Annotated in this window: 22 protein-coding genes; 16 read left to right on the forward strand and 6 right to left on the reverse strand. The window is 74.6% G+C overall.

Annotated features, from left to right (window positions below):
- Positions 1 to 8: 8 nt before the first annotated feature.
- The 9 genes from LG396_RS13105 (at position 9) to LG396_RS13145 (ending at position 9,978) form a co-directional block, all read left to right on the forward strand.
- On the forward strand, positions 9 to 1,748 hold the full coding sequence (locus tag LG396_RS13105) for a phytoene desaturase family protein (RefSeq protein WP_225794908.1): 1,740 nt from the start codon (positions 9 to 11) through the stop codon (positions 1,746 to 1,748).
- The gene (locus tag LG396_RS13110; RefSeq protein ID WP_225794909.1) at positions 1,745 to 3,406 is read left to right on the forward strand and encodes an ABC transporter substrate-binding protein; all 1,662 of its coding nucleotides are present in this window, start codon (positions 1,745 to 1,747) and stop codon (positions 3,404 to 3,406) included. Before LG396_RS13105 ends, LG396_RS13110 begins: the two co-directional genes overlap by 4 nt.
- 50 nt (positions 3,407 to 3,456) lie before the next feature.
- Positions 3,457 to 4,446, forward strand: a complete 990-nt coding sequence (locus tag LG396_RS13115) for an ABC transporter permease (protein ID WP_018839373.1) — start codon at positions 3,457 to 3,459, stop codon at positions 4,444 to 4,446.
- A complete protein-coding gene (locus LG396_RS13120) occupies positions 4,440 to 5,387 on the forward strand; it encodes an ABC transporter permease (RefSeq protein WP_018839374.1) in 948 nt (315 codons plus the stop codon). Before LG396_RS13115 ends, LG396_RS13120 begins: the two co-directional genes overlap by 7 nt.
- A 12-nt stretch (positions 5,388 to 5,399) precedes the next feature.
- Positions 5,400 to 6,404 (forward strand): ABC transporter ATP-binding protein, encoded by a 1,005-nt coding sequence (locus tag LG396_RS13125; protein WP_027766548.1) that lies wholly within the window; start codon positions 5,400 to 5,402, stop codon positions 6,402 to 6,404.
- Complete coding sequence (locus LG396_RS13130; RefSeq protein WP_225794910.1) at positions 6,401 to 7,453, forward strand: oligopeptide/dipeptide ABC transporter ATP-binding protein; 1,053 nt, start codon at positions 6,401 to 6,403, stop codon at positions 7,451 to 7,453. Before LG396_RS13125 ends, LG396_RS13130 begins: the two co-directional genes overlap by 4 nt.
- Positions 7,450 to 8,946, forward strand: coding sequence for an aldehyde dehydrogenase family protein (locus LG396_RS13135; protein ID WP_225794911.1), 1,497 nt, complete (start codon positions 7,450 to 7,452; stop codon positions 8,944 to 8,946). Before LG396_RS13130 ends, LG396_RS13135 begins: the two co-directional genes overlap by 4 nt.
- A 34-nt stretch (positions 8,947 to 8,980) precedes the next feature.
- Complete coding sequence (locus LG396_RS13140; protein ID WP_225794912.1) at positions 8,981 to 9,271, forward strand: muconolactone Delta-isomerase; 291 nt, start codon at positions 8,981 to 8,983, stop codon at positions 9,269 to 9,271.
- Positions 9,272 to 9,387: 116 nt separating this feature from the next.
- On the forward strand, positions 9,388 to 9,978 hold the full coding sequence (locus LG396_RS13145; protein WP_225794913.1) for a Uma2 family endonuclease: 591 nt from the start codon (positions 9,388 to 9,390) through the stop codon (positions 9,976 to 9,978).
- Between the two features lie 26 nt (positions 9,979 to 10,004).
- Here LG396_RS13145 and LG396_RS13150 read toward each other — a convergent pair whose 3' ends face one another.
- Positions 10,005 to 12,437: an ABC transporter permease gene (locus tag LG396_RS13150; RefSeq protein ID WP_372483501.1), complete on the reverse strand. Its 2,433-nt coding sequence runs from the start codon at positions 12,435 to 12,437 to the stop codon at positions 10,005 to 10,007.
- A gap of 14 nt (positions 12,438 to 12,451) precedes the next feature.
- Positions 12,452 to 13,297, reverse strand: a complete 846-nt coding sequence (locus LG396_RS13155; RefSeq protein WP_225794915.1) for an ABC transporter ATP-binding protein — start codon at positions 13,295 to 13,297, stop codon at positions 12,452 to 12,454.
- Positions 13,298 to 13,549: 252 nt separating this feature from the next.
- On the opposite strand from LG396_RS13155, the gene LG396_RS13160 reads away from it, so the two are divergent.
- The 3 genes from LG396_RS13160 to LG396_RS13170 all read left to right on the forward strand — a co-directional run bounded on the left by LG396_RS13160 (position 13,550) and on the right by LG396_RS13170 (position 16,901).
- Positions 13,550 to 15,127 carry a histidine kinase gene (locus LG396_RS13160; protein WP_225794916.1) on the forward strand — a complete coding sequence of 526 codons (1,578 nt, stop codon included), beginning with the start codon at positions 13,550 to 13,552 and terminating at the stop codon, positions 15,125 to 15,127.
- An 8-nt stretch (positions 15,128 to 15,135) separates the two neighbouring features.
- Positions 15,136 to 15,594: an RrF2 family transcriptional regulator gene (locus LG396_RS13165; RefSeq protein WP_026276574.1), complete on the forward strand. Its 459-nt coding sequence runs from the start codon at positions 15,136 to 15,138 to the stop codon at positions 15,592 to 15,594.
- A gap of 80 nt (positions 15,595 to 15,674) precedes the next feature.
- Positions 15,675 to 16,901, forward strand: coding sequence for a hypothetical protein (locus LG396_RS13170; RefSeq protein ID WP_225794917.1), 1,227 nt, complete (start codon positions 15,675 to 15,677; stop codon positions 16,899 to 16,901).
- A 100-nt stretch (positions 16,902 to 17,001) separates the two neighbouring features.
- Here the strand turns inward: LG396_RS13170 and LG396_RS13175 are convergent, their stop codons facing one another.
- Positions 17,002 to 17,853, reverse strand: coding sequence for an NAD(P)H-binding protein (locus LG396_RS13175; RefSeq protein WP_225794918.1), 852 nt, complete (start codon positions 17,851 to 17,853; stop codon positions 17,002 to 17,004).
- Between the two features lie 226 nt (positions 17,854 to 18,079).
- Here LG396_RS13175 and LG396_RS13180 point away from each other — a divergent pair, with 226 nt between their 5' ends.
- The 3 genes from LG396_RS13180 (at position 18,080) to LG396_RS13190 (ending at position 21,412) form a co-directional block, all read left to right on the forward strand.
- Positions 18,080 to 19,075, forward strand: a complete 996-nt coding sequence (locus tag LG396_RS13180) for a M64 family metallopeptidase (RefSeq protein ID WP_225794919.1) — start codon at positions 18,080 to 18,082, stop codon at positions 19,073 to 19,075.
- A 138-nt stretch (positions 19,076 to 19,213) separates the two neighbouring features.
- The gene (locus tag LG396_RS13185; RefSeq protein ID WP_225794920.1) at positions 19,214 to 20,074 is read left to right on the forward strand and encodes an ABC transporter ATP-binding protein; all 861 of its coding nucleotides are present in this window, start codon (positions 19,214 to 19,216) and stop codon (positions 20,072 to 20,074) included.
- A 3-nt stretch (positions 20,075 to 20,077) separates the two neighbouring features.
- The gene (locus LG396_RS13190; protein ID WP_225794921.1) at positions 20,078 to 21,412 is read left to right on the forward strand and encodes an ABC transporter permease; all 1,335 of its coding nucleotides are present in this window, start codon (positions 20,078 to 20,080) and stop codon (positions 21,410 to 21,412) included.
- A gap of 103 nt (positions 21,413 to 21,515) precedes the next feature.
- On the opposite strand, the gene LG396_RS13195 is transcribed toward LG396_RS13190, so the two are convergent.
- The 3 genes from LG396_RS13195 to LG396_RS13205 all read right to left on the reverse strand — a co-directional run bounded on the left by LG396_RS13195 (position 21,516) and on the right by LG396_RS13205 (position 24,704).
- On the reverse strand, positions 21,516 to 22,274 hold the full coding sequence (locus LG396_RS13195; RefSeq protein WP_037740716.1) for a MerR family transcriptional regulator: 759 nt from the start codon (positions 22,272 to 22,274) through the stop codon (positions 21,516 to 21,518).
- A gap of 94 nt (positions 22,275 to 22,368) precedes the next feature.
- A complete protein-coding gene (locus LG396_RS13200) occupies positions 22,369 to 23,145 on the reverse strand; it encodes a PIG-L deacetylase family protein (RefSeq protein ID WP_225794922.1) in 777 nt (258 codons plus the stop codon).
- A 167-nt stretch (positions 23,146 to 23,312) separates the two neighbouring features.
- Complete coding sequence (locus LG396_RS13205) at positions 23,313 to 24,704, reverse strand: glycoside hydrolase family 18 protein (RefSeq protein ID WP_225794923.1); 1,392 nt, start codon at positions 24,702 to 24,704, stop codon at positions 23,313 to 23,315.
- Between the two features lie 182 nt (positions 24,705 to 24,886).
- Here LG396_RS13205 and mgtE point away from each other — a divergent pair, with 182 nt between their 5' ends.
- Positions 24,887 to 26,221: a magnesium transporter gene (mgtE, locus tag LG396_RS13210; protein WP_037740721.1), complete on the forward strand. Its 1,335-nt coding sequence runs from the start codon at positions 24,887 to 24,889 to the stop codon at positions 26,219 to 26,221.
- The last annotated feature ends 8 nt before the right edge of the window (positions 26,222 to 26,229 follow it).

Below are 26,229 nucleotides of genomic sequence, written 5' to 3' on the forward strand. Positions count from 1 at the left end.
TGTGCGCAATGAGGCGCCTTGACGCGGTCGTCGTGGGCGGCGGCCACAACGGTCTGGTGGCCGCGGCCTACCTGGGCCGGGCGGGGCTGCGCGTCGCGGTCGTCGAGGCGCGCGACCGCCTCGGCGGGCCGTGCGGCCCGTACGAGTTCCTGCCCGGCCGGACCCTGTCGTTCACCAACTCGCCCGGCTCGCTCAACCCGGCGGTGGTCCGGGAGCTGGGACTCGCGGACCACGGCCTTGAGTTCGTACGGGCCGATCCCACCGTCGTGCACCGCTTCGCCGACCGCAGCTTCGCCGGCTGGCGCGACCAGGGCCGCGTCGACGCCCAGCTCGACGCCCTCGCCCCCGGTGAGGCCGCCCGCTACCGCGAGCTGATCACCGGCCTGGACCGGCTCGGCGCCGCCCTCGGCGTCTCGCTGGACGAACCGCCGCCGGCCCTGGACGAGTTGCGCGGCCGGCTGGCGGACCCGGACGACCGCAAGCTCTTCGACGCCGTCTTCGACGGCAGCCTGCGCGGCCTGCTGGCCGAGCGGCTCGACTCCGAGCAGGTCGGGGGACTGCTCGGGATGCTGGCGCTCAACGCCCAGCTCGTCCCGCCGTCGGCGCCGGGCACGGCGATCGGGCTGATGATGCGCCCGTTCGCCCGGGCGTCGGCGGCGGGCCTCACCGGCCCCGGCGACGCGGAGCGGGTGGCGCTGCGCGGCTCGACCGGCCTGCCGGTCGGCTCCATGAGCGCCATCGTCGACGCGCTCGAGGCGAGCTGCCGCGCGTACGGCGTCGAGTTCCGCACCGGTACGCCCGTCTCCCGCATCCTCTACGACGAGCGGGGCGGCGCCGTCCGCGGCGTGGTCACCGCGGCCGGCGAGGAGCTGGCCGCCGACCGCGTCGTCGCCGCGGTCAACCCCGTCCACCTCTTCCGCGACCTCCTCGACGACGGTGCGCTGGGTCCCGGTATCCGCGCGGACGTGGCGGGGCAGCGGATGCGCGGCTCGGCGTTCAAGCTGGTGCTGGAGGTCGACTCCCTGCCCGCGTACGCCGGCCTGCCCGAGGACGCCGACCCCGAGGCGGCGCGCGCCTGCCAGTTCCGCTTCGGCGACTCGCTCGGCCACATCGAGGAGTCCGTCACCGCCGCCCTCGCCGGGCGGACGTCGGAACGCCCGCTGATGTGGGGCCTCGTCCCCACCCTCACCTCGCCCGGTCTCACCCCCGGCGACACCCACCTGATCAGCGTCAACGCCTGGCATGCGCCGTACGCGCCCGCGGACGGCGGCTGGGACGGGGAGCGCGTCGAGGCGTTCGGGCGCCGCTGCGTGGCGGTACTGGAGGAGCTGATGCCGGGCCTCGGCGACCGGATCACCGACCACCGCTTCATGGGCCCGGTGGAGATCGAGCGCGAACTCGGCCTGCTGGAGAGCAACATCACGCACGGCGACATGCTCCCCGCCGGCCTCTTCGGCGCCCGCCCGCACCCCGCCGTCGCCGGCTACCGCACCCCGCTGCGCGGCTTCTACCTCTCCGGCGCCGGCACCTGGCCCGGCGGCTACGTCACCGGCACCCCCGGCCGCAACGCGGCCCGCGCGGTGCTGGCCGACCTGCGCGAGGGCGGCGGCCCCGGCGACCGGAACACGGGCCCGGGCGCCGGACTCCGCGCCCCGGCCCGGAACCCGGGCCACGCCCCGGCCCAGGACCCGACCGACGACCCGACCGACGACCCGACCGACGACGACGAGCAAAGGCGACCGGCATGAGGTTCACGCACCGCCCCCGTCCGCCCCGTCCGCGCCGCGCACCCCGCCGGGGCCTGCGCGCCGCCGCCGGCTGCGCGCTGGCCGCCGCCCTCCTCCTCGCCGGCTGCAGCGCCAACCCGTCCTTCGGCCGCGACTCCGACACCCTGGTCATCGGCGCCGAGGGCGAGATCCCCCCGCTCGACCCGCACCGCATGTCCGGCACCGTCGGCCTGCGCATCGTCGACGCCCTCTACGACCCCCTCATCCGCGAGGACCTCGGCGCCGGCACGGACCGCGCCCCCGCGCTGCGCCCCGGACTCGCCGAGTCCTGGAAGTCCGCCCCCGACGCCCTCAGCTACACCCTCGAACTCCGCGAGGGCGTCACCTTCGCCGACGGCGCCCGCCTCGACGCCGACGCCGTCAAGCTCAACTTCGACCGGATCATGGACGAGGACTCCCCGGTCCACGACGCCACCGCCGCCGGGAACATGACGTTCCTGACCCGCTGGATCGAGCGCGTCGAGGTCACCGGGCCGTACGAGCTGACGCTGCGCCTGACCGAGCCGTACGCGGGACTCCCGCGGCTGCTCTCCGACCGGCGCATGTCCATCGTCAGCCCCACGTCGCTGAACGCGGGCAAGCCCGACGACATCGGCCTGCACCCCGTCGGCACCGGCCCGTTCACGCAGGGCGCCGCCGACCACGGCCGGCGCATCACCCTGGAGCGCAACAGCGGCTACTGGGGCGGCGAGCCGCGCACGCCCACCATCGTCGTCGAGTCCGTCACCGACCCCACCACGCTCGCCATCGCCGCCGAGACCGGCGAGGTCGACGCCATCCTCAGCGCCGGCGCCCAGCAGGTGCACCAGCTCACCCACGACGACGCGATGAGCGTGCAGTACCCGGACGCGGCCAACCAGTACTTCCTGCGGCTCAACGCCCGCATCGCGCCCACGGACGACCCGCGGTTCCGGCAGGCGCTCAACTACGCCGTCGACCGCAAGGCGATCGCCACCCTCACGCAGGGCCAGGTCGCACCGTCCACCGGACCGCTGCCGCGCGGCAACGAGGCGTACGACGAGGCGGCCGCGGACACGGACGGGGAGGGCAGCTCCCCGTACACGTACGACCCGGAGCGCGCCCGGCAGCTCATCCGCGAGAGCGGCGTCGCGACGCCCGTACGCATCACGCTCCTCGCACCCGACAGCGGCCCCGGCTTCTCGCAGGCGACCGAGATCATGGCGCTGCTGGAGCAGGACCTGAAGGCGGTCGGGGTGTCGCTGAAGGTGCGCTACATGGAGTTCGCGTCGCTGGTCGCCGAGGAGGGCAACGGCTACGACGACCGCACCCACGGCTCGTTCAACGGCTGGACCACGGGCGCCGACGCCGCCGACTTCCTGGAGCGGATGTTCAGCGGCCAGGCGCACCCGCCGGAGGGTGTCAACCGCGGCTGGTACGCGAACGACGACGTCGACGCGCTCTTCGACCGGGCCAGGGGCGAGCCGGACACGCCGCGCCGCATGGGGCTCTACCGGCAGGCCGCCGACGAGATCGCCGCCGACGCCCCCTGGGTCTTCCTCTACCAGGACCGGCTGCCGCGGCTCCTCGCCGACGGGGTCGGCGGCGTCGCGCCCGCCGCCTCCGTCTACATCGACTACACCACCATCCGCCGCCGGTGAGGGACGGGAGAAGTGAGACAGGTGCCGAGAGAAGTGAGGGGAGAACAGCCATGAAGGCCACCGCGGCAGCACCACCGGGAGCCGCGGGCCCGCCCGCCGCCCGCCCGGGCCCGGGCTCCCGCCCGCGGACGCGGACGCGCACGCGCGGCCGGCTCGCCCGGCTCTCCGCCGGCAACGCCACCGCGTACCTCGGCGGCGGCATCGTCGCCGCCACCGTCCTCGTCGCGCTCCTGGCCCCGCTCATCGCCCCGCACGACCCGCTGGACACCGACCCCGCGGCCATCGGCCTCGGCCTCTTCAGCGACGGCCACCTGCTGGGCACCGACGAGGTGGGCCGCGACATCCTCAGCAGGCTGATGTACGGGGCCCGGATGGCGCTGCTCGTCGCGATCCTGCCGACGCTCCTCGCGCTGGCGGTCGGCGGCTGCATCGGCCTGTTCTCCGGCTACGTCGGCGGCTGGGTCGACAGCGTGCTCATGCGGATCTTCGACGTGATGTTCTCGTTCCCCGGCATCCTGCTGGCGCTGGGCATCGGCGTCGCGCTCGGGCCGAGCACCACGTCGCTGATCGTGGCGGTGGTGGTCGTGACCATCCCCGAGTTCGGCCGGATCGTCCGCGGCAACGTCGTCTCGCTCCGGCAGGAGCAGTACGTGGAGGCCGCCTCGGCCCTCGGGTACGGGCACGGGCGGATCGCGTTCCGCCACATCGCCCCGAACCTGCTGGGCGGCGTGGTCGTCTTCGCCACCCTGCAGACCGGCCGCAACGTCATCCTCAGCGCCAGCCTCGCCTTCCTCGGCCTCGGCGCCCAGCCGCCGACGCCCGACTGGGGCCAGATGCTCAGCGGCGGCCGGGCGCTGCTGGTGACCTCGCCGCACGTCGCCACGCTCCCGGGCCTGGCGGTCGTGGTCCTGGCGGTGGGCTTCAACCTCCTCGGCGACGGCGTACGGGACCGGCTCGACCCCCGCTCGCGGCGCTCCCGGGCGGCGAAGAAGGACGACCGAGCGGCTGACGGCGGCAAGACGGGAGACGCGGCATGCTGACCTTCATCCTGCGCCGCGGGCTGCAGATGATCCCCGTACTCCTCGGGGTGACCGTCGCCACCTTCGGCCTCGGCCAGATCATCCCCGGCGACCAGGCCACCGCGCTCCTCGGCCCGACGTCGTCCGAGGAGGACCGTGCGGCCCTGCGCGCCGACCTCGGCCTCGACGAGCCCGCCGTCTCCCGGTACTTCACCTACCTCGGCAACCTCTTCAGCGGCGACCTCGGCCGCTCCCTGTCCTTCGGCCGCCCGGTCTCCGAGGTGCTGTCCGAGCGGCTGCTGAACACCCTGCTGCTCTCCGGCACCGCCATCGTCGTCGCCGCGGTCCTCGGCGTGGCCATCGGCACCTGGGCGGCGCAGAAGCCCGGTTCCGTACGCGACCGGGGGCTGACCGTCGGCGTCCTCTTCCTCAACTCGGTGCCGTCGTTCTGGCTCGGCCTCGTCCTGATCGTCGTCTTCTCGCTGCAACTGCGGATCCTGCCGGCCACCGGCATGACGTCGATCGCCGGCGGCGGCGCCCTCGACACCGCGGCGCACATGGTGCTGCCCGTCATCACCCTGGCCGCGTGGTCGCTCGCCGTCATCGCCCGCATGACCCGCTCGGCCGTGCTCGAAGTCATCGACAACGACTACGTGCAGACGGCGCGTTCGCGCGGCATCGGCGAGTTCCACGTCGTCGTACGGCACGTGCTGCCGAACGCCATGCCGTCGGTGGTCACGGTGATCGGCCTCCAGGCCGGGTTCCTGCTGAGCGGGACGGTGCTCACCGAGACGGTGTTCTCCTGGCCGGGCGTCGGCCTCGCGCTCCAGCAGGCCATCTCGTCCCGCGACATCCCCCTCGTGCAGGGCGGAATCCTCGTCATCGCCGTCGCCTTCGTGCTGATCAACATGCTGGTCGACGTGGCGCAGGCGTACTTCAACCCCAAGATCAAGCTCGCGTAGGGAGGCATCACCGTGAACGTGCTGGACGTAGCGCACCTTGAGGTCACCCACCCGGGCCACGACCACGACTCCTCGCTGACCACCGTCCGCGACGTCTCCTTCCGGGTCGCCGCCGGCGAGTCGCTCGGCGTCGTCGGCGAGTCCGGGAGCGGCAAGAGCCAGACGATGCTGGCGGTCCTCGGCATGCTGGGGCGGGCCGGCGCCACGGTCTCGGGCCGGGTGACGTTCGACGGCACGGACCTCACCGCCCTCACCCAGAAGCAACTGCGCGGGATCCGCGGCTCCGGCATCGGGCTCGTCTCGCAGGACGCCCTGTCCGCGCTCAACCCCGCCATGAGCATCGGCAAGCAGATGGCCGAGCCGCTGATCCGCTACGACGGCCACAACCGCAGGACCGCCGCCGACCGCTGCGCCGAACTCCTCCAGCTCGTCGGCATCCCCGCCGCCCGCGAACGGCTGCGCGCGTACCCGCACCAGCTCTCCGGCGGCATGCGCCAGCGCGTCCTGATCGCCATGGCGATCAGCCGCGAACCCAAGCTCCTCATCGCCGACGAGCCGACCACCGCGCTCGACGTCTCCATCCAGTCCCAGGTGCTGCGGCTCATTGACCGGCTGCGCCGGGAGCTGGACATGGCGCTGGTGCTCATCACCCACGACCTGGGCGTCGTCGCCGGCGTCACGGACCGGATCGCCGTGATGTACGGCGGGATGATCGTCGAAACGGCGTCGACCGCCGAGCTGTTCGACGCGCCGGGCCACCCGTACACGCGGGCCCTGATGCAGTCCGTACCGCGCATGGACAGGAAGCCCGGCGACCGGCTCCCCGCCATCCCGGGCCTGCCGCCGCACCCCTCGGCGCCGCCGCCGGGGTGCGCGTTCCAGCCGCGCTGCACGCTGGCGCGGGACGAGTGCGGGGACAGTGTCCCACTGCTGGCGGAGCCGGATCCGGCGCGCGCCGGGCACCTGGTCCGCTGCCCGGTCACCGCCCCCGTACCCGCGGAAGGAGCCCGCACATGACGGCCGCCGAGAACACCGCCCCGCCGCCCGCCGCCGCCGTGGCGGACCTGCGGGTGGACTTCCCGGTACGCACCGGGGTGCTGCGCCGCGTGACCGGCATGACCCACGCCGTGGCCGGCGTCTCCTTCACCGTCCCCGAGCGCAGCATCGTCAGCCTCGTCGGCGAATCCGGCAGCGGCAAGACCACCACGGGCCGCGCCCTGCTCGGCCTGTCGCCCGTCACCTCCGGCAGCGTGCGCCTGCACGGGCGGGAGCTGGGCGAGCTGCGCCGTGACCGGACGCTGCCGCGGGTGGCGCAGATCGTCTACCAGGACCCGTACGCGAGCCTCAACCCGCGGATGACGCTGCGGACGATGCTCCGCGAAGTCCTCACCGTGCACCGCACGGTCGAGCCCGGCGCCGTCTCCGGGCGGGTCGCCGAACTCCTCGACCAGGTGGGCCTGCGCGCGCAACTGGCCGGCCGCTACCCGCACGAGCTGTCCGGCGGGCAGCGCCAGCGGGCCGCGATCGCGCGGGCGCTGGCGGTGGAGCCGCGGTTCATCGTCTGCGACGAGATCGTCTCGGCGCTCGACGTGAGCATCCAGGGCCAGATCCTCAACCTCATCCAGGACCTCCGCCGCGAGCGGGACGTCAGCTTCCTGTTCATCTCGCACGACATGGGGGTGGTCCGGCACATCTCCGACCACGTCGTGGTCATGTACGGCGGGAAGGTGATGGAGAGCGCGCCGTGCGACGAACTGTTCGCGGCGCCCCGGCACCCGTACACCCGGGCGCTGCTGCGGGCGGTGCCGGTGCCGGACCCGCGGGCGCGCCCGGATGCCGCACGTACGGACCCGGAGGGCCCGCGGGCCGAACCCCCGGACCCGTCCGCGCCGCCCCCCGGCTGCCGCTTCCAGTCGTCCTGCCCCTTCGCCACCGCCGAATGCCGGGAGGGCGACTCCCCGCCGCCCGCCGCGGTCCCGGCGGCCGCCGGCCACACCGTGGCCTGCCACCACCACGACACCCCGGCCGTCCGCGCCGCCCTCGCCGAAAGGACCCCCGCACCATGACCCCCGCTGCTCCGGCGGCCCCCGCCGCCACCGCCGAGTACACCTCCCACACGGAGGGCCGCCGGCGAGCGCCCGCGGGCACGTCCGTACCGCTGACCGACCCGGCGACGGGCCGGGTGTGGGCGCTGGCCCACGTCGACCCGGACGCCGCGGCCGACGCGGTACGCGGCGCCCGTACCGCCTTCGCCGACGGACCCTGGGGCGGCCTGCCCGCGCACGCCCGCGCCGACCTGCTGCACCGGCTCGGCGACGTGATCGTGGACCACGCCGACGAACTGGCCCGGCTGGAGACCCTGGCGAACGGCAAGCCGCTGGCGGCCACCCGCGGCGAGGTGGGGGCACTGGCCCGCTGGTACCGCTACTTCGCCGCCGCGGCCGAGACCCTCGACGACCGGCACCGCACGCTGGGCGCCACCACGGACGCGCTGATCCGCCAGGAGCCGCTGGGCGTGGTCACCGCCTTCACCCCGTTCAACGGCGCCCTGTCGCTGGGCTCGTGGAAGCTCGCCCCGGCGCTGGCCGCGGGCAACACCGTCGTCCTCAAGCCGCCGCCGCACGCCCCCGCGTCGTCCGTACGGCTCGCGGAACTGGCCCTCGACGCGGGCCTGCCGCCCGGCGTCGTCAGCGTCGTCATCGGCGGCGCGGAGGAGGGCGCGCGGCTGGTGGACCACCCGGACGTCGCGATGGTCACCTTCACCGGCAGCACCGCGGTCGCCCGAACCCTCGGGGCGCGCGCGGCGGGCCTGATGAAGCGCTACGTCTGCGAGGCCGGCGGCAAGTCGGCCCACATCGTCTTCGCCGACGCCGACCTGGACGCCGCCGTCACCGCGGCCCGCCAGGGCGCGTTCTCCGCCGCGGGCCAGACGTGCGTGGCGGGCTCGCGGATCCTCGTACAGCGGGAGGTCTACGACGAGTTCGTCCGCCGCTACGCCTCGGCGGTGCAGCGGTTGCGGGTGGGCGACCCGGCGGACGCGGGGACGCACGTGGGCCCGGTCGCGTCGGCGGCGCAGCTGGAGCGGATCGAGGGCTACGTGGACGACGCCCTGGCGGGCGGCGCCCGCGCCCTGGCGGGAGGCCGCCGCGCGCCGGTGGCGCCGGACCTGAAGGGGGGCTACTGGTACGAGCCGACGGTCCTCGTCGACGCCGCCCCCGACGCGGCGGTCTGCCGCGAGGAGGTCTTCGGCCCGGTCGTCACCGTCCACCCCTTCGGCACCGACGACGAGGCGGTCGGGATCGCCAACGGCGTCGAATACGGCCTGGCCGCCGGCCTCTGGACCCGGGACGCCGCCCGCGCCCACCGGCTGTCCCGCCGGCTCCAGGCGGGTGTGGTCTGGGTGAACACGTACCGCCTGCTGCACTGGAGCGTCCCCTTCGGCGGCTACAAGCAGTCCGGCCTGGGCCGGGAGAACGGCGTCGAGGCGGTCGCCGAGTTCCTCCAGACGAAGTCCGTGGTCACCGAACACGGCACGCCGGCGGACCCGTTCGGCGCCTGACGCTTTCCCCGCACGACGAGACGACAGGAACCCCATGGAATTCCTCATCAACATACGCATCACCTGGCCGGAGGGCATGGACCCGGAGTACAAGGACTCCGTCTCCCAGGCCGAACGCCGCCGCGCGGCGGAACTCGCCGAGGCGGGCCACCTGGTCCGCATGTGGCGGGTCCCGGGCCGCACGGACAACTGGGGCCTGTGGCGGGCGGCGGACCCGACGGAGATGCACGCGATCATCTCGTCGCTGCCGGTATGGCCCTGGATGGACGTCACGGTCCACGCCCTGGCGGTCCACCCGGTGGACCCCAGGGCGGCGGAGGTGTGAGAAGTGGGGCAGAGCCGAGTCCTCAGTGATCACTCAATGGAGTGACTCATCACGTAATGTGACCCATCCGTGGTCGGGGCGGGTGAAGCTGGCGCCCACCTGGAAAGGAGGGCACCATGACGGTTATGGCCGAACGCACCACGTCTCACATGTTGGTAGAGGAGTTCGAGGAGATCGCCTCCGCCGCGCCCGAGACCGTCACGTTGGAGTTCCTCAACGGACGGATCGAGGAGAAGCGTGTGCCGGACGGAGACCACGACGAGATCGTCAGGTGGCTGCTAAGGCGGTGCATGCAGCAGCGACCCGATCTCTTTCTCTACCCCGCCGGGCGGGGGCTGAAGGTCGAGGAGTACCGGAAGGGGCGCGCCCGCCCGGACGGGGTTCTGGCACCGGACGGGCACTTCGCCGGCGAGGGCGAGTGGTCTGATCCCGAGGGCGTGCTGATGGTCGTGGAGGTCACGTCGCATGACGGGGACACCGACCGCCGTGACCGGCAGGACAAGCCGGCCGCCTACGCGGCAGCCGGCATCCCCGTCTACCTCCTGGTGGACCGCGACGCCGGCACGGTCGTCGTGCACACCAACCCCGATGCCGAGCGCGGCTGCTATCTGGATACCCACCGGGCTCCCTTCGGCGAGGAGGTCGTCCTTCCCGACCCGGTGGGTATCACGCTCGACACGGATATCCTGAAGAGCTGGGTCGGCTGACCCTCGGCCCGTTCACGACGGCACCCTCACTCCGAGCGCAGGGCCGTTGCCGTGCGGGTGGCTGCTGCCCAGGTGGCGGGGAGAAGCGCGCCCGCGGTGGCTATCGCCACACCCGCCAGAGCCAGGAGGAGCAGGTGCGCGGGCGTGTAGATGTCGACCAGGGCGTCCGGGATGTTCGTGCCGACCGAGCGGCCCATCTCCGGGACCACGTAGTGGTGGAGGGCCACGCCCAGGGGCACGCCCGCCGCGCCCGCGGCCAGGCCGATGCCCGCGACCGACGTGAGGACCATCGCGACCGTCTGCCTCGGGCTCATGCCCAGGGCCTTGAACACGCCCAGGTCGTGGACCCGTTCGCGGGTGTCGAGGACGACGGTGTTGAGGACGCCCAGGCAGGCCACCGCCACCAGCATCGCCGTGAGCATCGCGATCAGCGCCTGCATGGCGACGATCACCGGCGACTGCTCGTCGTCCTCGGAGAAGGTCCCCTCGGCGCCCAGCGGTTGGAGGTCGGCGTTGAGCGCTTCGAGGTAGGCGCTCCGGTCGGTGCCCGGGGTCAGGTCCACCGCCCACTCGGCGGGTTCGAGGTCGGGGACGAGGGCGGCGACGGAGGCGTACGCGGTGCGGACGGCCATGCCCTCGTCGCCGAGGTCGAAGACCTCGCCGACGATGCGGAGTTCGGCCGTGCGGCCGCCGTCGCGGAGGGTCACGGTGTCGCCGATCTCGGTGCCGGTGGCCGCCAGGAAGCGGGCGGGTGCGACCGCCTCGCCGCGGGCGGCGAACCAGCGGCCGGCGGCGAGGCGGTGGCCGTCGGCGGGGGCCTCGCCGCGGTACGTGACCAGGGGTACGGCGCCCTTCCGGCCGGTGACCGCCACGTCCGCCTCGGCGGTGGCGAAGTAGTGCTCCGTCTCCTCGCGGGCGCCGATCGCCGCCGCGATCTCCTTGGCGGAGGCGGCGGATCCGGTGGATCCGGCGGGGGAGGGGGGTGCCGGTGAGGGGGCCGGTCCCGCGCCGGGGGGTGCCTCTTCGTGCTCGCCCGAGACGCCCGGTCCGCCCGGCGCACCCGGTGCGCCCGGGCCCACCATCCGGTGCACCATCACATCCCCCGTCGCGTCCGGCGTCCCCTCCCGCTCCAGCGCCAGCAGCGACGTCCCCAGCCCCACCGCGAACGTCACCGCCAGCGCCCCGAACGTCACCGCCGCCGCCATCGTCGCCGATCGCGCCGGCCGGGCGAACGGGCCCGCCAGGCCCAGCCCCACCGCCCGCGGCAGCGGCAGCCGGCCGACCAGGTGCCGTACCCGGCGGCCCCGCGCCGCGCGCGGTGTGCGGCCGACGCTGAGCGCCGCCGTCGTACGGAGCCGGGCCGCCCGCAGCGCCGGGCCCAGGGCCGTCGCCGCGACGAGGACGAGCACCGCCGCCGGCACCGCGAGCGAGACCCAGAGGGGGATGAGGATCCGCCCCGTGCCGTACGCGGTCGCCACCTCGTGCATCAGCGGCACGGACAGCGCGTTGCCCGCGACCGCGCCCAGCACCGCCCCCACCGCCGCCGGGATCACCGCCTGCGCGACGTACGCCCGCCCGACCTGCGGCGGCGTGAAGCCCAGCGACTTCAGTATCCCGATCCGCCGCGTCGCCGCGCCCACCGCGCCGCTGACGACGATGCTCACGATCAGCACCGACATCGCCAGCCCCAGCAGCGCGAAGGCGGTCACGAACGGGATGAAGGCGGCGGTGTTCTCGTCCGCGAGCTGCTTGACGTCCAGGTACGACTGCGACCCCGTCAGCGCCCCCGCGGGCGCGGCGGCGGCCACCGCCTTGCGCCCCGCCGCGACGTCGGCGCGGGAGCCGGCGTCGTCGAGGCGGTAGAGCATCTGGCGGTCCGGGCGGGGGCCGTCGGGCGCGGTCAGCCCGCCGAGCTGCGCCGGTACGACCCAGCCGTCGGCGCTCTCGCCCACCGACTCGGCGATCCCGACGACCTTCAGCGTCGGACTGCCCGGCACGCCGTCGACCCGCACCCGCGCGCCGAGCACCATGTCCGGTGCCCGCGCGCCCGACTCGATCACGATCTCGCCGGGCGCCCGCGCCCAGCGGCCCTCCGTGACGTCCAGGTCGTCCACGGGACCGCCGGCCGACTTCCGCCCCGCGACCGTCAACGGCGGCGACATGGCCCCCGCGGGCGCGGTGGTGACGCGCAGCCGCAGCGAGGTGATCCCGTACGGGCCGGAGGCCGCGGCGACGCCCTCGGCGCCGGCGGTGGCCGCCACCTGCGCGGCCGTCGCCTCCGCGGCGGCGAACTGCCCGGTGAGGTGGGCGCCGTGCTGCCGGTCGAAGGCGTCGTCGAACGGCGCCCGGGAGCCGACGAGCAGCCCGGTCGCCAGCACGGCGGCGGCGACGGTGAGCAGCGTGGTCAGCACCATCACGGTGGTCTGCACGCGCCGCCGGCCGACCCCGGCGCGCACCACCCGGCCCAGGGCGCTCATCGGACGGCCCCGGGGCGGCCGCCCCGCGCGGCGGCGGCGCCGTACGAGGTGCCCGTGGCGCCGGCCGCAGCACCGCCCGCGGCACTGCTTGCGTCACCGCCCGCGGCACCGCCCGTGCCGCCGGCCGCGCTGTCCCGCGCGATCCGCCCGTCCACCAGCTCCACCGTCCGCGTCGCGCACGACTCCGCGAGCGCCAGGTCGTGCGTCACCAGCACGATCGTCTGCCCGTCCGCGTGCAGATCCCGCAGCAGCTCGCGGACTTCCGCCCCCGACGCGGTGTCCAGCGCGCCCGTGGGCTCGTCGGCGAGCAGCAGCGGAGGCCGGTTCATCAGCGCCCGCGCCACCGCCACGCGCTGCCGTTCGCCGCCCGACAGCCGGCCGGGGTACGCGCGGGCGTGCCGCTCGATACCGAGGTACGCGAGCAGTTCCGCGGCCCGCGCGGCGGCCCGGGCGCGCGGCATCCCGGCCAACTGGGCCGGCAGCAGCACGTTGTCGGCGACGGTGAGGTCGTCCAGCAGGTTGAAGAACTGGAAGACCATGCCGACCGACGCCCTGCGGTACTTCGCCGACGCGCTCTCGCTCAGCCCGTCCACGCGCAGGCCGTCGACGCCGACGGTGCCGGCGTCCGGCCGGTCCAGGCCGGCGATCAGGTTGAGCAGCGTCGACTTGCCGCTGCCGGACGGGCCGAGGACGGCGAGCGCCTGCCCGGTGGGCACCGCGAGGGTGAGGTCGTCCAGCGCGGGCGGGCCCTCCTCGTACGTCCTGCTGACCCCGCGCAGGTCGATGAGTACCTCGGCACCGCGGTCGCTCTCGGTGCGGACGGTGTGCGGTGGTGCGGTCATGGCCCGGGTCCTCCCCAGCTCGGCGGCCGGCGCGTGCGCCGTACGTCGTGGTGTCGTACGACGCAGTCGTGCGTCGTGCCGCCAGACGCTAGGCGCGGCGGGGGAGCGGGCACGTCCGCCGCGGTGCGGAAGGTCCGTACCGCATCCGGCCGATGCGGGGCGGCGTCATCCGCGCGATGTAGGCGCCGGGTGGACGAGGGGTGGGCCCCGCGGTGGATCCGGTGGCCGGGAACGGGTTGGCACACTGAGGCGGTGACGTGGGCGGGTGCGGTCATCGGGCGGTACGGGCGCGGAGCGGGGCGGGCGCGCGGGTGGTTCGCGCGGGCGCGTACGGGCGGGGGCGTGCCGCCGCGGCTGTCCCGGTGGGCCTGGACCGCCGACGTGGCGCTCGCCCTGGTGCTGTCCGTGGGCACGGTCGTCGCCGACCTCGACCGCTCGTTCTTCGAGCCGCGCCAGGACGCCCCGCAGGAGATCGGACCGAACGGTGTCGGCCCGCGCGAGATCGGGCCGCCGCCACCCGGCCGGCCGGGGATCGCGGAGCCCGGTTCGCCGCTGTTCCCGGAGCCCGGTTCGCCGCGGGTGCCCGAGCCCGGTTCGCCGCTCTTTCCGGAGCCCGGTTCGCCGGGGGTGCCCGAGCGCGACGGGACCGGGCGGGAAGTGCCGCCCCCCGCCTACGAGTACCCCCCGCCACCGGTCATCGAGCACGTGCTGCCGCCCGCCCGGAGCTGGGAGTTGGCGCTCGCGGCGCTCACCGCGCTGCCGCTGGTCCTGCGCCGCCGCTACCCGCTCACCGCGTTCTGCGCGGTGCTCGCCGCGGCCTCGGCGTTCCACCTGGGCGAGGTGGCCCGGGGCGCGACGGCGTTCGCGTTCGCCGCCGGGGTGGTGGGGGCGTACAGCGCGGTGATGTACAGCCCGTACCGCAGGAGGGCGCTGGTCGGCCTGGTCGCCGGGGTGCCGCTGTTCGCGGCGGCGGGGGTGGTGCCGGAGGTGGGGCGCGGGTTCGTACCGCTGCTGGTGCTGCTGCCGATAGGGCTGGCCGCCAACGCGATCCACACCTGGCAGCAGCGCCTGCGCGCACTCCAGGAGCAGCAGGAGGCGGCGACGCGGCTGGCGGTGGACCAGGAGCGGTCGCGGATCGCGCGCGAACTGCACGACGTCGTCACGCACAACGTCAGCATGATGACGATCCAGGCGGGCGCGGCGCGCAAGGTGCTCGACACGTCGCCGGAGCAGGCGCGGGAGGCGATGAGCGCGGTGGAGGCCGCCGGGCGGGCGGCGATGGCGGAGCTGCGGCACGTGATGGGGCTGCTGACGATGGCGGCGACCACCGACCCCGCCCTCGACGTCGACCTGGCCCCCCAGCCGGGCCTCGGCCAACTCGCCGCCCTCGCCGGGCGCGTACGCGACACGGGTGTGCCCGTCGAACTGTCGGTGACCGGCACCCCCGAGGCGCCGCTGCCGGCCGGCGTCGACCTCGCCGCGTACCGCGTCGTGCAGGAGGCGCTGACCAACGCCGTCAAGCACGCCGCCGGGGCCTCCGTCGCCGTCGCGGTGGCGCACGCGCCGGGCGAACTGCGCGTCGAGGTGACCGACACCGGCGGCCGGACCACCGCCCGCGCCGCGGCCGGCAGCGGCCGCGGCCTCATCGGCCTGCGCGAACGCCTCGCGGTCTACGGCGGCACACTCCAGGCCACCCCCCGCCCCCACGGCGGCTACCGCGTCCGCGCCCTGATCCCCCTCCCGGACCCGCCACCCGAGGAAGAGCCCGCTCGGCACGGACCGGGCGGTGGGCATGCCCCTGGCTTGGACGGGGGTGCCGTGCAGACATAATGACCGGCATGCGGATCTCGGCACGAGCAGACTACGCGGTGCGCGCGGCACTGGAGCTGGCGGCGGCGACGGAGGACGCGCCGGTCAAGGCGGAGGCCATCGCGGACGCGCAGGGTATTCCGCACAAGTTCCTGGAGAGCATCCTCGGCGACATGCGCCGCGGCCGGCTGGTCGTCAGCCAGCGCGGCGGCCGCGGCGGCTACCGCCTCGCCGCGCCCGCCGACGAGATCACCATCGCCGACGTCATACGGGTGGTGGAGGGGCCGCTGGTCTCCGTGCGCGGGGCCCGGCCGCCGGAGCTGTCGTACGTGGGCCCCGCCGAGTCGCTGCTGCCGCTGTGGATCGCGCTGCGCGTGAACGTGCGCAACATCCTCGGGGAGGTCACGCTCGCGGACGTGGCGTCGGCGCGCCTGCCGGGGTACGTGCACGAGCTGGCCGAGGACCCCGACGCGTGGACGAACCCCTGAGGGCGTAGCGCACACGCGGCGCTCCGTGCCACAGTGGCGGTCGCGTCTCCCCCCACGGACACCCGACTCCGAGGAGAGACGTGCCCGAGAACCGGCACATAGGCAGGCGGACGCTGCTCACGGGCGTGGCCGCGGGCGGTATCGCGGCCCTGGTCCCGCGGCAGGCGGCGGCGCTTGGCCGGCGCGTGGTGGCCCGCCCCCTGGCGAACGCGGACGGCTCGCTGCCGATGACGCTCCTGTCGTACGTCCACCCCGCCGGCCGCGCCGTGGGCCGCGCGCTCGGCCCCGACGGCGAGGAGGTGCAGGCGGCGTGGCACGGCGGGCGGGTACGGCGGCCGCGCGCGCTGCACGCCTCCGGTTCGTACACCCTCCAGGGCGTCAACGCGCGCGGCGCGCTCGTCGGTTACCACTACCTGCCGGACGAGGACCGCACCCACGCCGTCGCCTGGACCCGCGGGGGCGCGCCCCGGCGGGTGCTGGCGGGCGGCGACTACCGCGCGTGGGGCTCGCACATCGACGACCGCGGCCGGGTCCTCGTCCAGACCCAGACGGAGTTCCAGGCCGACCCCGAACTCCCCCCGCGCGGCGGCCTGTACGTCCTGCGCCCCGCCGCCTCCGCCGATCCCGTACGCATCACGCCCCCCGACCCGGAGGCGGTCAACGCGGCCCCCGACGCGCTCGGCGCGGGGGGCCACGTCATCGCCGGGCAGGTGCGCTTCATGGCCTGGTCGCGGGACCCGTTCCTGTGGCACCGCGGCGAGGTCACCGAACTCACCCGCCTCACGGGCGCGTACCGCCCGGTCTTCGGCGCGGGCGTCAACGCCCGCGGCGTGGTGGCCGGTTCTGCGGAGGGCGACACGGGGGAGTGGCGGGCGTTCGTCTGGGACGGCGAGCGCCTGACGGACTTCACGCGCTTCGACGGCGGCGCCAGCAGCGTCCCCCTCGACGGCCGCTTCCTCAACACCCGCGGCGACGTCATCGGCCGCAGCGACGCCACCGACGGCCCCTTCCTCTGGACCTCGCGGCACGGTCTGAAGCCCCTCCCCACCCTCCCGGAAGCCCTCTACGGCACCACGGCCACGGCCCTCAACGACCGCGGCGACGCGGCCGGGCACTGCTTCACGGAGGAGGGCCAGCGCGCGGTCTACTGGCGCCACGGCGAGGTCGTCGACCTGGGCCTCCCGCGCGGCGCGGTGGAGAGCGAGGCCAGTTGGCTGACCGACACCGGCGAGGCCCTGGGCACCGCCTCGTTCCCCCACCCCTCGGGCGGCACGGTGACCCGCTGCTACCGCTGGACGGTCCGCTGACCGGCGGCCCGACGACCGGGCCGCTGATCAGCGGCCCGGCGACCTGCCGGCCGGCCCACGGCGCGCGCGACCGCGGGTGCGACGGCGCGCGCCGAGGGGGTCAGGCGCCGAAGTCCGCCGCGTGGTCGCGGGCCCACTCCGCGTACGTGCGGGCCTTGCGGCCCGTGACCTCCGCCACCGTGTCCGTCACCGGCTCCGGGTGCGTCACCAGCTCGGCGTGGGCCTCCAGGATGCCGTCCGCGAACGACGGGGGCAGGCCCGCCGCCACGTACGCCTCCCGCGCGACGGAGGGCGGGGACTCCTCGAAGCGGACGTCGCGGCCCAGTGCCGCGCCGATCGTGCGGACCTGCTCGGCCTGGGTCAGGGTCTCCGGGCCCGTCAGGTGGTACGTCTGGCCGGCGTGGCCCTCGTGGGTCAGTGCGCGCAGGCCGACCGCGGCCACGTCGGCCTCGTGGATGAGGGAGCGGCCCGCCTGCGCGTACGGGGCGTGCACCACGTCGCCCGCGCGGATCTGGTCCGCCCAGTGCAGGGTGTTGGCGGCGAAGCCGCCCGCGCGCAGCAGGGTCCACTCCAGGGGCGAGGCCCGCAGCAGGCGTTCGATGGCGGTGTGGAAGCCGAGGATGCCCTCCGGCTCCTCGTCCGGGTCGTCCGCGGCGCCCCAGGCGGAGACGTACGCGATCCGGCGTACGCCCGCCGCGATCGCCGCGTCGAGGACGGCGGGGGCGGTGTCGGCGGTGGGCAGCGGCCAGACGAGGAAGACCTCCGAGACGCCGGCGAAGGCCGCGCCCAGCGTCGCCGGGTCGGCGAGGTCCCCGCGTACGGCCTCCACCCCCGCGGGGAAGTCCGCGCGGGCGGGGTCGCGCACCAGCGCGCGTACCGGCAGGCCCGCCCAGTGCGCCTGCGCGACCGCCTGACCTCCTACGTTGCCTGTTGCTCCGGTCACCAGGATCACAGTTCTTCCCTTTCGTCGGTGGCACCCCCCACCCTCCGACCTGAACCGCACTTGAGGTCAAACGAGCATCTGTGGCTTGTCAGGCCCGCGTCATCTCACTAGCGTGAACCGGCGAGTTGTCGCACTGACTTGCGACTCACGGCATCCCCGCACGACCCCGTCCACGGCCGTGGTCCGCCCCGGACCCCGGCCGTCACCCCCCACGAGACGGACTCGGAGGGCGCTGATGCGCCGAAAAGGTTCCCTTCTGCTGACCGCGGCCCTGCTGTGCGCCGCGGGAGTCGCCGCCGTACCCGCCCCCGCCGGAGCCCAGGACCCCGCCGGCTCCGCGGGGCCGACCGAGTGGCGGGAGGTGTTCTCACCGGACGGCACCGCCACCCGCGTGGAGATACCCGAGCAGGCCGAGGACGCCCCGAGCCCCGCCGACCTCCGGGCGGCCGCGGCGGCCGAGGTCGTCCCCATCCAGGACACCGGGCCGCCCGGCTCCCGGTTCGACCTGGTGATGGTGGGCGACGGGTACACCGCCTCGGAAATGGGCCTGCTGCGCGAGCAGGCCGAGGCGAAGTGGCAGGAGATCGCCGCCACGGCGCCGTGGGACAAGCACCGCCAGAACACCAACGTGTGGCTGGTCAACGTCGTCTCCGCGCAGTCCGGCGTGGACAACGACCCGACCCAGGGCATCAACCGCGACACCGCCATGGACATGGGCTTCTTCTGCGCCGGCATCGAACGGCTGCTCTGCCTCAGCGAGTCGAAGGCGCAGGCCTACGCCGCCGAGGCCCCCGGCGCCGACGCGATCGTCGCCCTCGGCAACACCGCCAAGTACGGCGGCGCCGGCTACCCCAGTCTCGCCACCGTCGCCGGCGGCAACGCGCGGGCCGGACGCATCGCGATCCACGAACTCGGCCACTCCGTGGGCGGCCTGGCCGACGAGTACTACACGCCGGGCACCACCCACCCCGGCGGCGAACCCCGGGAACCCAACGTCACCACCGACCCCACCGGGTCCAAGTGGGCGTCGTACCTCGGGCAGAGCACCCCCGACGGCGGCGTCATCGGCGCCTACCAGGGCGGCAGCCAGTACGAGTACGGCATCTACCGGCCCTCCCAGGACTCCCTCATGCGCACCCTCGACAAGCCCTTCAACCTCGTCGGCCTCGACGTGATGGACCGCGCCATCGGCTCCGAGATCAGCGGGGTGGCGGCGCCCGGACGCAGGTAGGCCCGCACCCGGGTGCACCCGGGATGGTGCACGTAACACCACCCCCCATTGGGGTCGTGCGCCCAGTGCCCGCGCCCGTCACCGTCCGTAGCTTCGTAGTCAGGCACAGGGAGTGCCGCCTGACGAGGGGTGAAGACGATGTTCGGACGCAACGGGCGCCGCGGGACCGCCGCCGGAGCCGTCGACGGCGGCGCGCCGCACGAGGCGCTGCGACTGGTCAAGGTGACCAAGGTCTACGGCACCGGGGGTGCCGAGGAGGCGGCCGTCACCGCGCTCGACGGCGTGACGCTGAGCCTGCCGGCCGGGTCGTTCACCGCCGTGATGGGGCCCTCGGGGTCCGGGAAGTCGACGCTGCTGCAGTGCGCCGCGGGGCTGGACCGGCCCGACAGCGGCGTGGTGATGGTCGACGGCGCGGAGATGACGGGGGGCAGCGAGACGGAGCTGACGAAGTTCCGCCGCGAGCGCATCGGGTTCGTCTTCCAGCAGTACAACCTGCTGCCCACCCTGAACGTCGCGCAGAACACCGTGCTGCCGCTCAAGCTCGCCGGCCGCCGCGTCGACCGGGCCCGCGTCCGCGAGGTGCTGGCCCGCGTCGGCCTCGCCGACCGGATGCGGCACCGGCCCGACCAGCTCTCCGGCGGCCAGCGGCAGCGCGTCGCCATCGCCCGCGCGCTCGTCGCCGCGCCGAGCGTGGTCTTCGCCGACGAGCCGACCGGCGCCCTGGACACCCGCAGCGCCCGCGACGTGCTGGGCCTGCTGCAGGAGACCGTGCGCGTCGACGGCCGCACCGTGGTGATGGTGACGCACGACCCGGTGGCCGCCTCGTACGCGGACTCCGTGCTCTTCCTCGCCGACGGCCGGCTGGTGGGGCAGCTGAACGCCCCGACCGCCGACGCCGTCGCCGAGCGCATGACGCACCTCGGCGACATGTACGAGGCCGAAGGCCCGCACCGGGCCCCGCACCACGACCCGCGCAACTCCGCGCCCATGGGGGTCTGACCGATGTTCTCGCTCGCGATGCGCTCCATCCGGCAGCGGCCCGGCCGCTTCGCCGCCACGCTCCTGTCCGCCTTCCTCGGCGCGACCATCATCATGATGTTCAACTCGCTCCTCGACACCGCGGGCGCCGACGGCGTGGACGACGTCAGCTCGGAGTCCCTGTCCACCGCCGCCATGGTCGTCGGCGGCTACGGCTCGCTGCTGGTGTTCTTCGCCGTCGCCTCGACCCTGACGGTCGCCGTACGGCAGCGCACCACCGAGATCGACCTGCTGCGCTCCACCGGCGCCACGCCCGCGCAGATCACCAGGATGATCGTCGGCGAGGCGGCGGTCGTCGGCCTTGTCGGCTCGCTGCTGGCGATCGTGCCCGGCATGCTCGGCGGGCGGATCCTGCTGGACATGTTCCAGGACAGCGGGCAGGTCGCGGACGACGTCGACCACGCCTTCGGCACCATCGCGCTGATGTCCGGCATCGACATCACGCTGCTGGCGTCGGTCGGCGCCGCGTTCCTCGCGGTGCGCAGGGCCACCAGGGCGCGCGAGCAGCGTGCCCCGCGCCGCCGGCTGCGCACCTGGGGCGGCTACGCCGCGCTGGGCCTGGGCGCGGCCCTGTGCGTGACCGGCTTCGCCATGGGCGACGCGGGCCCGGAGGCCATGGCGCCGCCGGCGTACGGGGCGATCCTGCTGTCGGTCGGCTTCGCGGCGTTCTCGCCGGCGCTGCTCGGCGGGCTGCTGCGGCTCACCGGCGGGCTGCTGACGGCGTTCGGCGGGGGCAGCGGCTACCTGACGGTGCACGGGCTGCGACAGCGGGCCGCGCAGCTGTCCGGGGTGCTGATGCCGATGGTCCTCTTCGTGGGCATCTCGGTCGCGACGCTGTACATGCAGTCCGTCGAGAACGACCACATCGAGGCCGCCGGGCTGACGCAGTCGGTGGACGACAAGAACCTGGAGACGCTGAACTTCGTGGTCGTCGGGATCATCGCGGTCTTCGCCTGCGTGATGCTGATCAACACGCTGTACGCGGCGACCTCGTACCGCAGCCGCGAGTTCGGCCAGCAGCGGCTGGCGGGCGCGACGCCCGGCCAGGTGCTGGCGGGCGTCGGCCTGGAGGGGCTGCTGCTGACGCTGACCGGGGTGTTCTTCGGGACGCTCGCGGCGGTGGCCGGGGTCGTGCCCTTCACGGTGGCCCGCACGGACGACGTGCTGCCGTCGGCGGGGTACGGGATCTGGCTGGCGGTCGTGGGAGTGGCCGCGGCGGCGACGATGGCCACCGCGCTGGGCACCGCGCGGCGGGTGCTGCGTACGCCGGCGGTCGAGACGGTCGCGCTGGCGGCATGAGGGGGCGTGGGGAAGGGCCCGCCGACGACGTCGGCGGGCCCTTCGGCGTGCCGGGGGCCGCGGGACGGGGCGCCCGTACGGGCGCTGCCCGCCCGCATGCCCGCTACTCCAGGTTGCGCTCCGCGTAGACCCGCATCGCGTCCCGTACGAACACGGCCGTCCCCTCGCCGTGGCCGTCGTAGTGCGCGCCGAAGCGCGGGTCGTCCACGTACATCTGCCCCAGCCCCGCGAACGCCTCCGCCGAGGGTCCCCGCCCCTGCCATCCGGCGCTGATCCACTCGTACTGCCGCCGGGTGATCGCCTGCGCCTCCTCGCCGTCCGGGGCCTCGCCCGCGGCGTGCGCGGCGGCGAAGTCGCGGGCGATGCCGCGCTGGCGGCGCTGGAAGCCGGCCCGCTCCTCCGCGCTCAGCGAGCGCCACCATGTGTCGCCACGCTCGTACGCCGCCTTCCCCCAGCGACGCGTGACCTCCTCCTCGTACCGGGTGTGGTCGAACCCGTCGAGCACCTCTTCCGCCATGAGCGGCTCACCTTCCCTCAGCTTCCGCAGTGTGGTCTCCACCGACGCGATCTGCCGCCCGATCCGCCGCTGTTCCTGCACCAGCAGCTCCAGGTGCGTGCCGAGCGCGGCCGCGGCGTCCGCGGGGCCGGCGCCGTCGAGCACGTCGGCGATGGCCGGGAGGCCGAGGCCCAGCTCGCGGAGCAGCAGGATGCGCTGGAGCCGGACGAGGGCGTGCTCGTCGTAGTAGCGGTAGCCGTTGGCCGCGACGCGGCTGGGGCGGAGCAGCCCCAGCTCGCCGTAGTGGCGCAGGGTGCGGCTCGTGGTGCCCGCGGTGCGCGCGATCTCCTGGATGGACCACTCCATGGCGGTGCCCGCTCCTCGCTCCGGTCGGCCGCTCGGCCGGTAGGTCGGTCGGTGGGCCTTCACCGTAGAAGTTGACGTCACGTCAAGGTCAAGCTCAGTCCTCGAAGCTGTGGGGGACCAGCTCGAAGGCCACGGCGAGGTCGGCGCCGCACTGCTTGCCGCCCTCGGTGAGCATCCCCTCGGTGAGCTTGCGGGCGTACTCGTGGGGGTCCTCCTCGCCCAGCCCGACGATGTACGCCCGGTGCTCGGTCAGCGACGCCACCGCCCGCTCCAGGGCGTCCCCGGTGACGGCCTCGGCGTGCGTGGGGTACGGGGAGCCGGCGACGGCGGTCCAGCGGACGCCGCCCCACGGCAGGAGGCCCTGCTCCAGCAGCTCGGGGAAGATCCAGCGGTTGCCGGCGTCGCCGACGGCGTCCAGCACGGCGCGGCCGACGGCGCGGTGGTCGGGGGTGTTGCGCGGGGCGCCGGGCCCCGCGCCCCAGGTGTCGTGGTGGTTGATGGTGACGATCAGCTCGGGGCGGTGCCGGCGGATGGCCGCGGCGAGGTCGCGGCGCAGCGGCAGGCCCTCCTCGATGACGCCGTCGCGGTGGTCGAGGAACTCCAGCGCCGTCACGCCCACCACCGCGGAGCTGGCCCGCTGCTCCTCCTCGCGGACCCGGGCGCACTCGCCGGGCTCCAGCCCGTCGATCCCGGCCTCGCCGCGGGTGGCGAGCACGTACGCCACCTGCTTGCCGGCGCCGGTCCACTTCGACACCGCGGCGGCGGTGCCGTACTCCAGGTCGTCCGGGTGCGCGACGACCGCGAGGGCCCGGTGCCAGTCGTCGGGGAGGGATGCGAGGGACGCCGCCTCGGCGTGAGCGCTGTCGGTCATGCCGCCATGGTCACATGACGGGGCGTCACGACCCCGTCCGGCCCGTCCGCGGGGAGCGGGAGGAGGCGAACGGGGCGGCGGGGGAGCGGGACAGACGGAAAGGACGGAAAAGGCGGGAAAGAGGCGGCGCCGGGCCCGGACCCGGCACCGCCTCGTCGGGGGACGGGTCAGTCCAGACCGCGGTCCAGGACCCGGTACAGCTCGCCGTCGTCGTCGCCGTCCAGGGACCAGACCATCGCGCCGCCCAGGTTGCGGTCGTCGATGTACTCGGCCTTCTGGGCGATGACCTTCGGGTCGTCGTACGTCCAGAACGTGCTGCCGTCGAAGAGCCAGGCGTGGCCGCTCTCCTTGTCGCGGTGGACCTCGTACTCACCGGAGGCCGCGAACTCCTTCAGGACCTTGTAGTCCTCGAAGCCCGCCTCCCAGGTGCCGGGCGCCGCGCCCCCGGCGGGCTGGTTGTAGCCGTCGCCGCCGCCTTCGACGCCCTGCCAGCCGCGGCCGTAGAACGGGATGCCGAGGACCAGCTTGTCGCGCGGTGCGCCGCGCCGCAGCCAGTCGTCGACGACCTGCTGGAGGCTGTCGTCGGGGGAGTGGATGGCGGACTGCTGGTTGGTGTTCTTCTCCCAGGCGCCGTGCAGGTCGTAGCCCTGGAGCGTGGCGTAGTCCAGCTTGGGGAAGAGCTTGCGCGTCTCGTAGCCCGCGTCCATCGCGTTGGCGTTCGCCGGCAGGAACGCGGTGAGCAGCAGGTGCCGGCCGCGGCCCTCGCGCGAGCGCTCCACCTGGTCGAGCTGCCGGCGGAACTCGGCGACGACCGCGGTGAAGTTCTCCTTGTCCTCGGGGCGGTAGACGGTGTCGACGTCACCGGGGTAGTTGGGCCACTCCCAGTCCAGGTCGATGCCGTCGAAGACGCCCGCCGCGCTGCCGGGGCCGCCGCGGCCGTCGATCCGCGGGAGGTCGCCCTTGATGAACAGGTCGATGCAGGAGGACACGAACTCCTTGCGCGACTCGGGCGTACGGACCGCGTCCGAGAAGTGCGTGGACCATGCCCAGCCGCCGAGCGACATCATGACCTTCAGGTCCGGGTACTTCTCCTTCAGCTCGCGGATCTGGTTGAAGTTGCCCGCGAGCCGCTGCCGCGGCGAGTCGGCCCGGCCGTCGACGGACTCGGCGGCGGTCATCGTCCGCTGGTAGTCGGTGAACGCGTCGCCCTCGCCCGGGATGTTGTCCTCGAAGCACTTGCCGTCCGGGCTGACGTTGCCGAAGGCGTAGTTGAGGTGCGTGAGGCGCTTGGCGGTGCCGCTGGTGACGAGGTCCTTGACGAGGAAGCCGCGGTCCCTGGCGCCCCACTGGGTGAAGTAGCCGACGCGCCGGGCCTCGTCCCGGCCGCCGCGGTCGCCGTGCCCGCCGTGGCCGCCCTTCCCGGCCTGCGCGGCCTGCCGGTCGGCGGCGGCTCCGTCCGGGGTCGCGGCGGTGGCGCCGGCCGTGGTGAGGCCGGGGGTGACCAGGAGGGACAGCGCACAGCCGGCCACGGCCAGGCGGCGCACGAGTCTTCGGTGCATGGAAACCCTCTTCTCGGGAGATCGCGCTTCTCTCGGGTGCGCCGAACGCTATTGGCCTAGACCAATAGGGGTCAAGGGTTCGTACGCGACGGCGCACCCGGCGGCATGCCCCTGCTCAGCCCGGTAATCGGCACGTTCTAGGGTGAAGCCGGACAGCGGCCGGAGCGGTGGGAGGTACGGGCATGACCGCGGACACCGACCTCGGCTCCCTCCTCGACGGCAACGACGTCGCCGGGCTGCAGCGGTGGCTCGCCGACCACCCCCCGCACGTCGTCGCCGACGAACTCGCCCGCGCCGACGAGGTCACCGCCGTCTTCTGCTTCCGGCTGCTGGAGAAGGACCGCGCGGTCGAGGTCTTCGAGGAACTGGGCGCGGGCGACCAGCAGAAGATCCTCGAAGGGCTGCGCGACCAGACGTTCCGGCACGTGGTCGAGGAGATGGACCCCGACGACCGCGCCCGCCTCCTCGGCGAGGCGCCGGCCAACTTCACCCAGCGCGTGCTGGCCGGCCTCAGCCCCCGCGAACGCGCCCTGACCGCCCCGCTGCTCGGCTACGAACAGGACGCCGTCGGCCGGTACATGTCGCCCGAGCTGGTGCGGCTGAAGGAGCAGTCCACCGTCGCCGAGGCGCTGGAACGGGTGCGCGCCCAGGGCCCGGACGCCGAGACCGTCTACACGCTGCCCGTCGTCGACGACCGCCGGCACCTGGTCGGCGTCGTCTCCCTGCGGGAGGTGGTGCTGGCCCCGCCGGGCCGCCCGCTCATCGAGCTGGTGGACACCGAGTTCCCGCGCGTCTACGCCACGGACAACGCCGAGACCGCGGCCCGGCTGATGCAGGAGGCCAACCTCGTCGGCCTGCCCGTCGTGGACAGCGAGGAGCGCGTCGTCGGCATCCTCACCGTCGACGACGCCATCGAGCTGATCGAGGAGGCGGACACCGAGGACGTGGCCCGCCAGGCCGGCGCCGAGCCGGTCGAGGGCCACTACCTGTCGGTCGGGGTGTTCCGGCTCGCCCGCGCGCGCATCATCTGGCTCTTCCTGCTGATCCTCGCCGCCACCCTCACCGCGGGCGTACTGCAGGCCTTCGAGGGGGAGCTGGCGGAGGTGACCGAGCTGGCGGTGTTCATCCCGCTGCTCGTCGGCACCGGCGGGAACGTCGGCGCCCAGGCCGCGACGGGCGCGGTGCGCGCGATCGCGGTCGGCGAGCTGCGCCCGGGAGACGTGGCGCGGGTGGCGTGGCGGGAGTGCCGGGTGGGGTTCCTGCTGGGCGTGGGGCTCGGCATCGTGGGCATCGTGCTGGCGACGGTCATGACGGACGGCCGGATCGCGCTGACCGTGTCGCTGTCGCTGGTGCTGATCTGCGCGTGGGCGGCGTCGGTCGGCTCCGTGATGCCGCTGCTGGCCAAGCAGTTGGGGATCGACCCGGCGGTGATCTCGGCCCCGCTGGTGACCACGCTGGTCGACGCCACGGGGCTGGTGATCTACTTCCTCCTCGCCCGGGCGGTCCTGGGTCTGTGAGGGAGTCC

It is taken from the genome of Streptomyces aculeolatus, assembly GCF_020400605.1.
In the GTDB taxonomy this organism is placed as follows: Bacteria; Actinomycetota; Actinomycetes; order Streptomycetales; family Streptomycetaceae; genus Streptomyces; species Streptomyces aculeolatus.

Coding starts and splice junctions, on each gene's coding strand:
- LG396_RS13105 (WP_225794908.1), top strand. CDS start 9: ATGAGGCGCCTTGACGCGGTCGTCGTGGGCGGCGGCCACAACGGTCTG.
- LG396_RS13110 (WP_225794909.1), top strand. CDS start 1,745: ATGAGGTTCACGCACCGCCCCCGTCCGCCCCGTCCGCGCCGCGCACCC.
- LG396_RS13115 (WP_018839373.1), top strand. CDS start 3,457: ATGAAGGCCACCGCGGCAGCACCACCGGGAGCCGCGGGCCCGCCCGCC.
- LG396_RS13120 (WP_018839374.1), top strand. CDS start 4,440: ATGCTGACCTTCATCCTGCGCCGCGGGCTGCAGATGATCCCCGTACTC.
- LG396_RS13130 (WP_225794910.1), top strand. CDS start 6,401: ATGACGGCCGCCGAGAACACCGCCCCGCCGCCCGCCGCCGCCGTGGCG.
- LG396_RS13135 (WP_225794911.1), top strand. CDS start 7,450: ATGACCCCCGCTGCTCCGGCGGCCCCCGCCGCCACCGCCGAGTACACC.
- LG396_RS13140 (WP_225794912.1), top strand. CDS start 8,981: ATGGAATTCCTCATCAACATACGCATCACCTGGCCGGAGGGCATGGAC.
- LG396_RS13145 (WP_225794913.1), top strand. CDS start 9,388: ATGACGGTTATGGCCGAACGCACCACGTCTCACATGTTGGTAGAGGAG.
- LG396_RS13155 (WP_225794915.1), bottom strand. CDS start 13,297: ATGACCGCACCACCGCACACCGTCCGCACCGAGAGCGACCGCGGTGCC.
- LG396_RS13165 (WP_026276574.1), top strand. CDS start 15,136: ATGCGGATCTCGGCACGAGCAGACTACGCGGTGCGCGCGGCACTGGAG.
- LG396_RS13180 (WP_225794919.1), top strand. CDS start 18,080: ATGCGCCGAAAAGGTTCCCTTCTGCTGACCGCGGCCCTGCTGTGCGCC.
- LG396_RS13185 (WP_225794920.1), top strand. CDS start 19,214: ATGTTCGGACGCAACGGGCGCCGCGGGACCGCCGCCGGAGCCGTCGAC.
- LG396_RS13190 (WP_225794921.1), top strand. CDS start 20,078: ATGTTCTCGCTCGCGATGCGCTCCATCCGGCAGCGGCCCGGCCGCTTC.
- LG396_RS13195 (WP_037740716.1), bottom strand. CDS start 22,274: ATGGAGTGGTCCATCCAGGAGATCGCGCGCACCGCGGGCACCACGAGC.
- LG396_RS13200 (WP_225794922.1), bottom strand. CDS start 23,145: ATGACCGACAGCGCTCACGCCGAGGCGGCGTCCCTCGCATCCCTCCCC.
- LG396_RS13205 (WP_225794923.1), bottom strand. CDS start 24,704: ATGCACCGAAGACTCGTGCGCCGCCTGGCCGTGGCCGGCTGTGCGCTG.
- mgtE (WP_037740721.1), top strand. CDS start 24,887: ATGACCGCGGACACCGACCTCGGCTCCCTCCTCGACGGCAACGACGTC.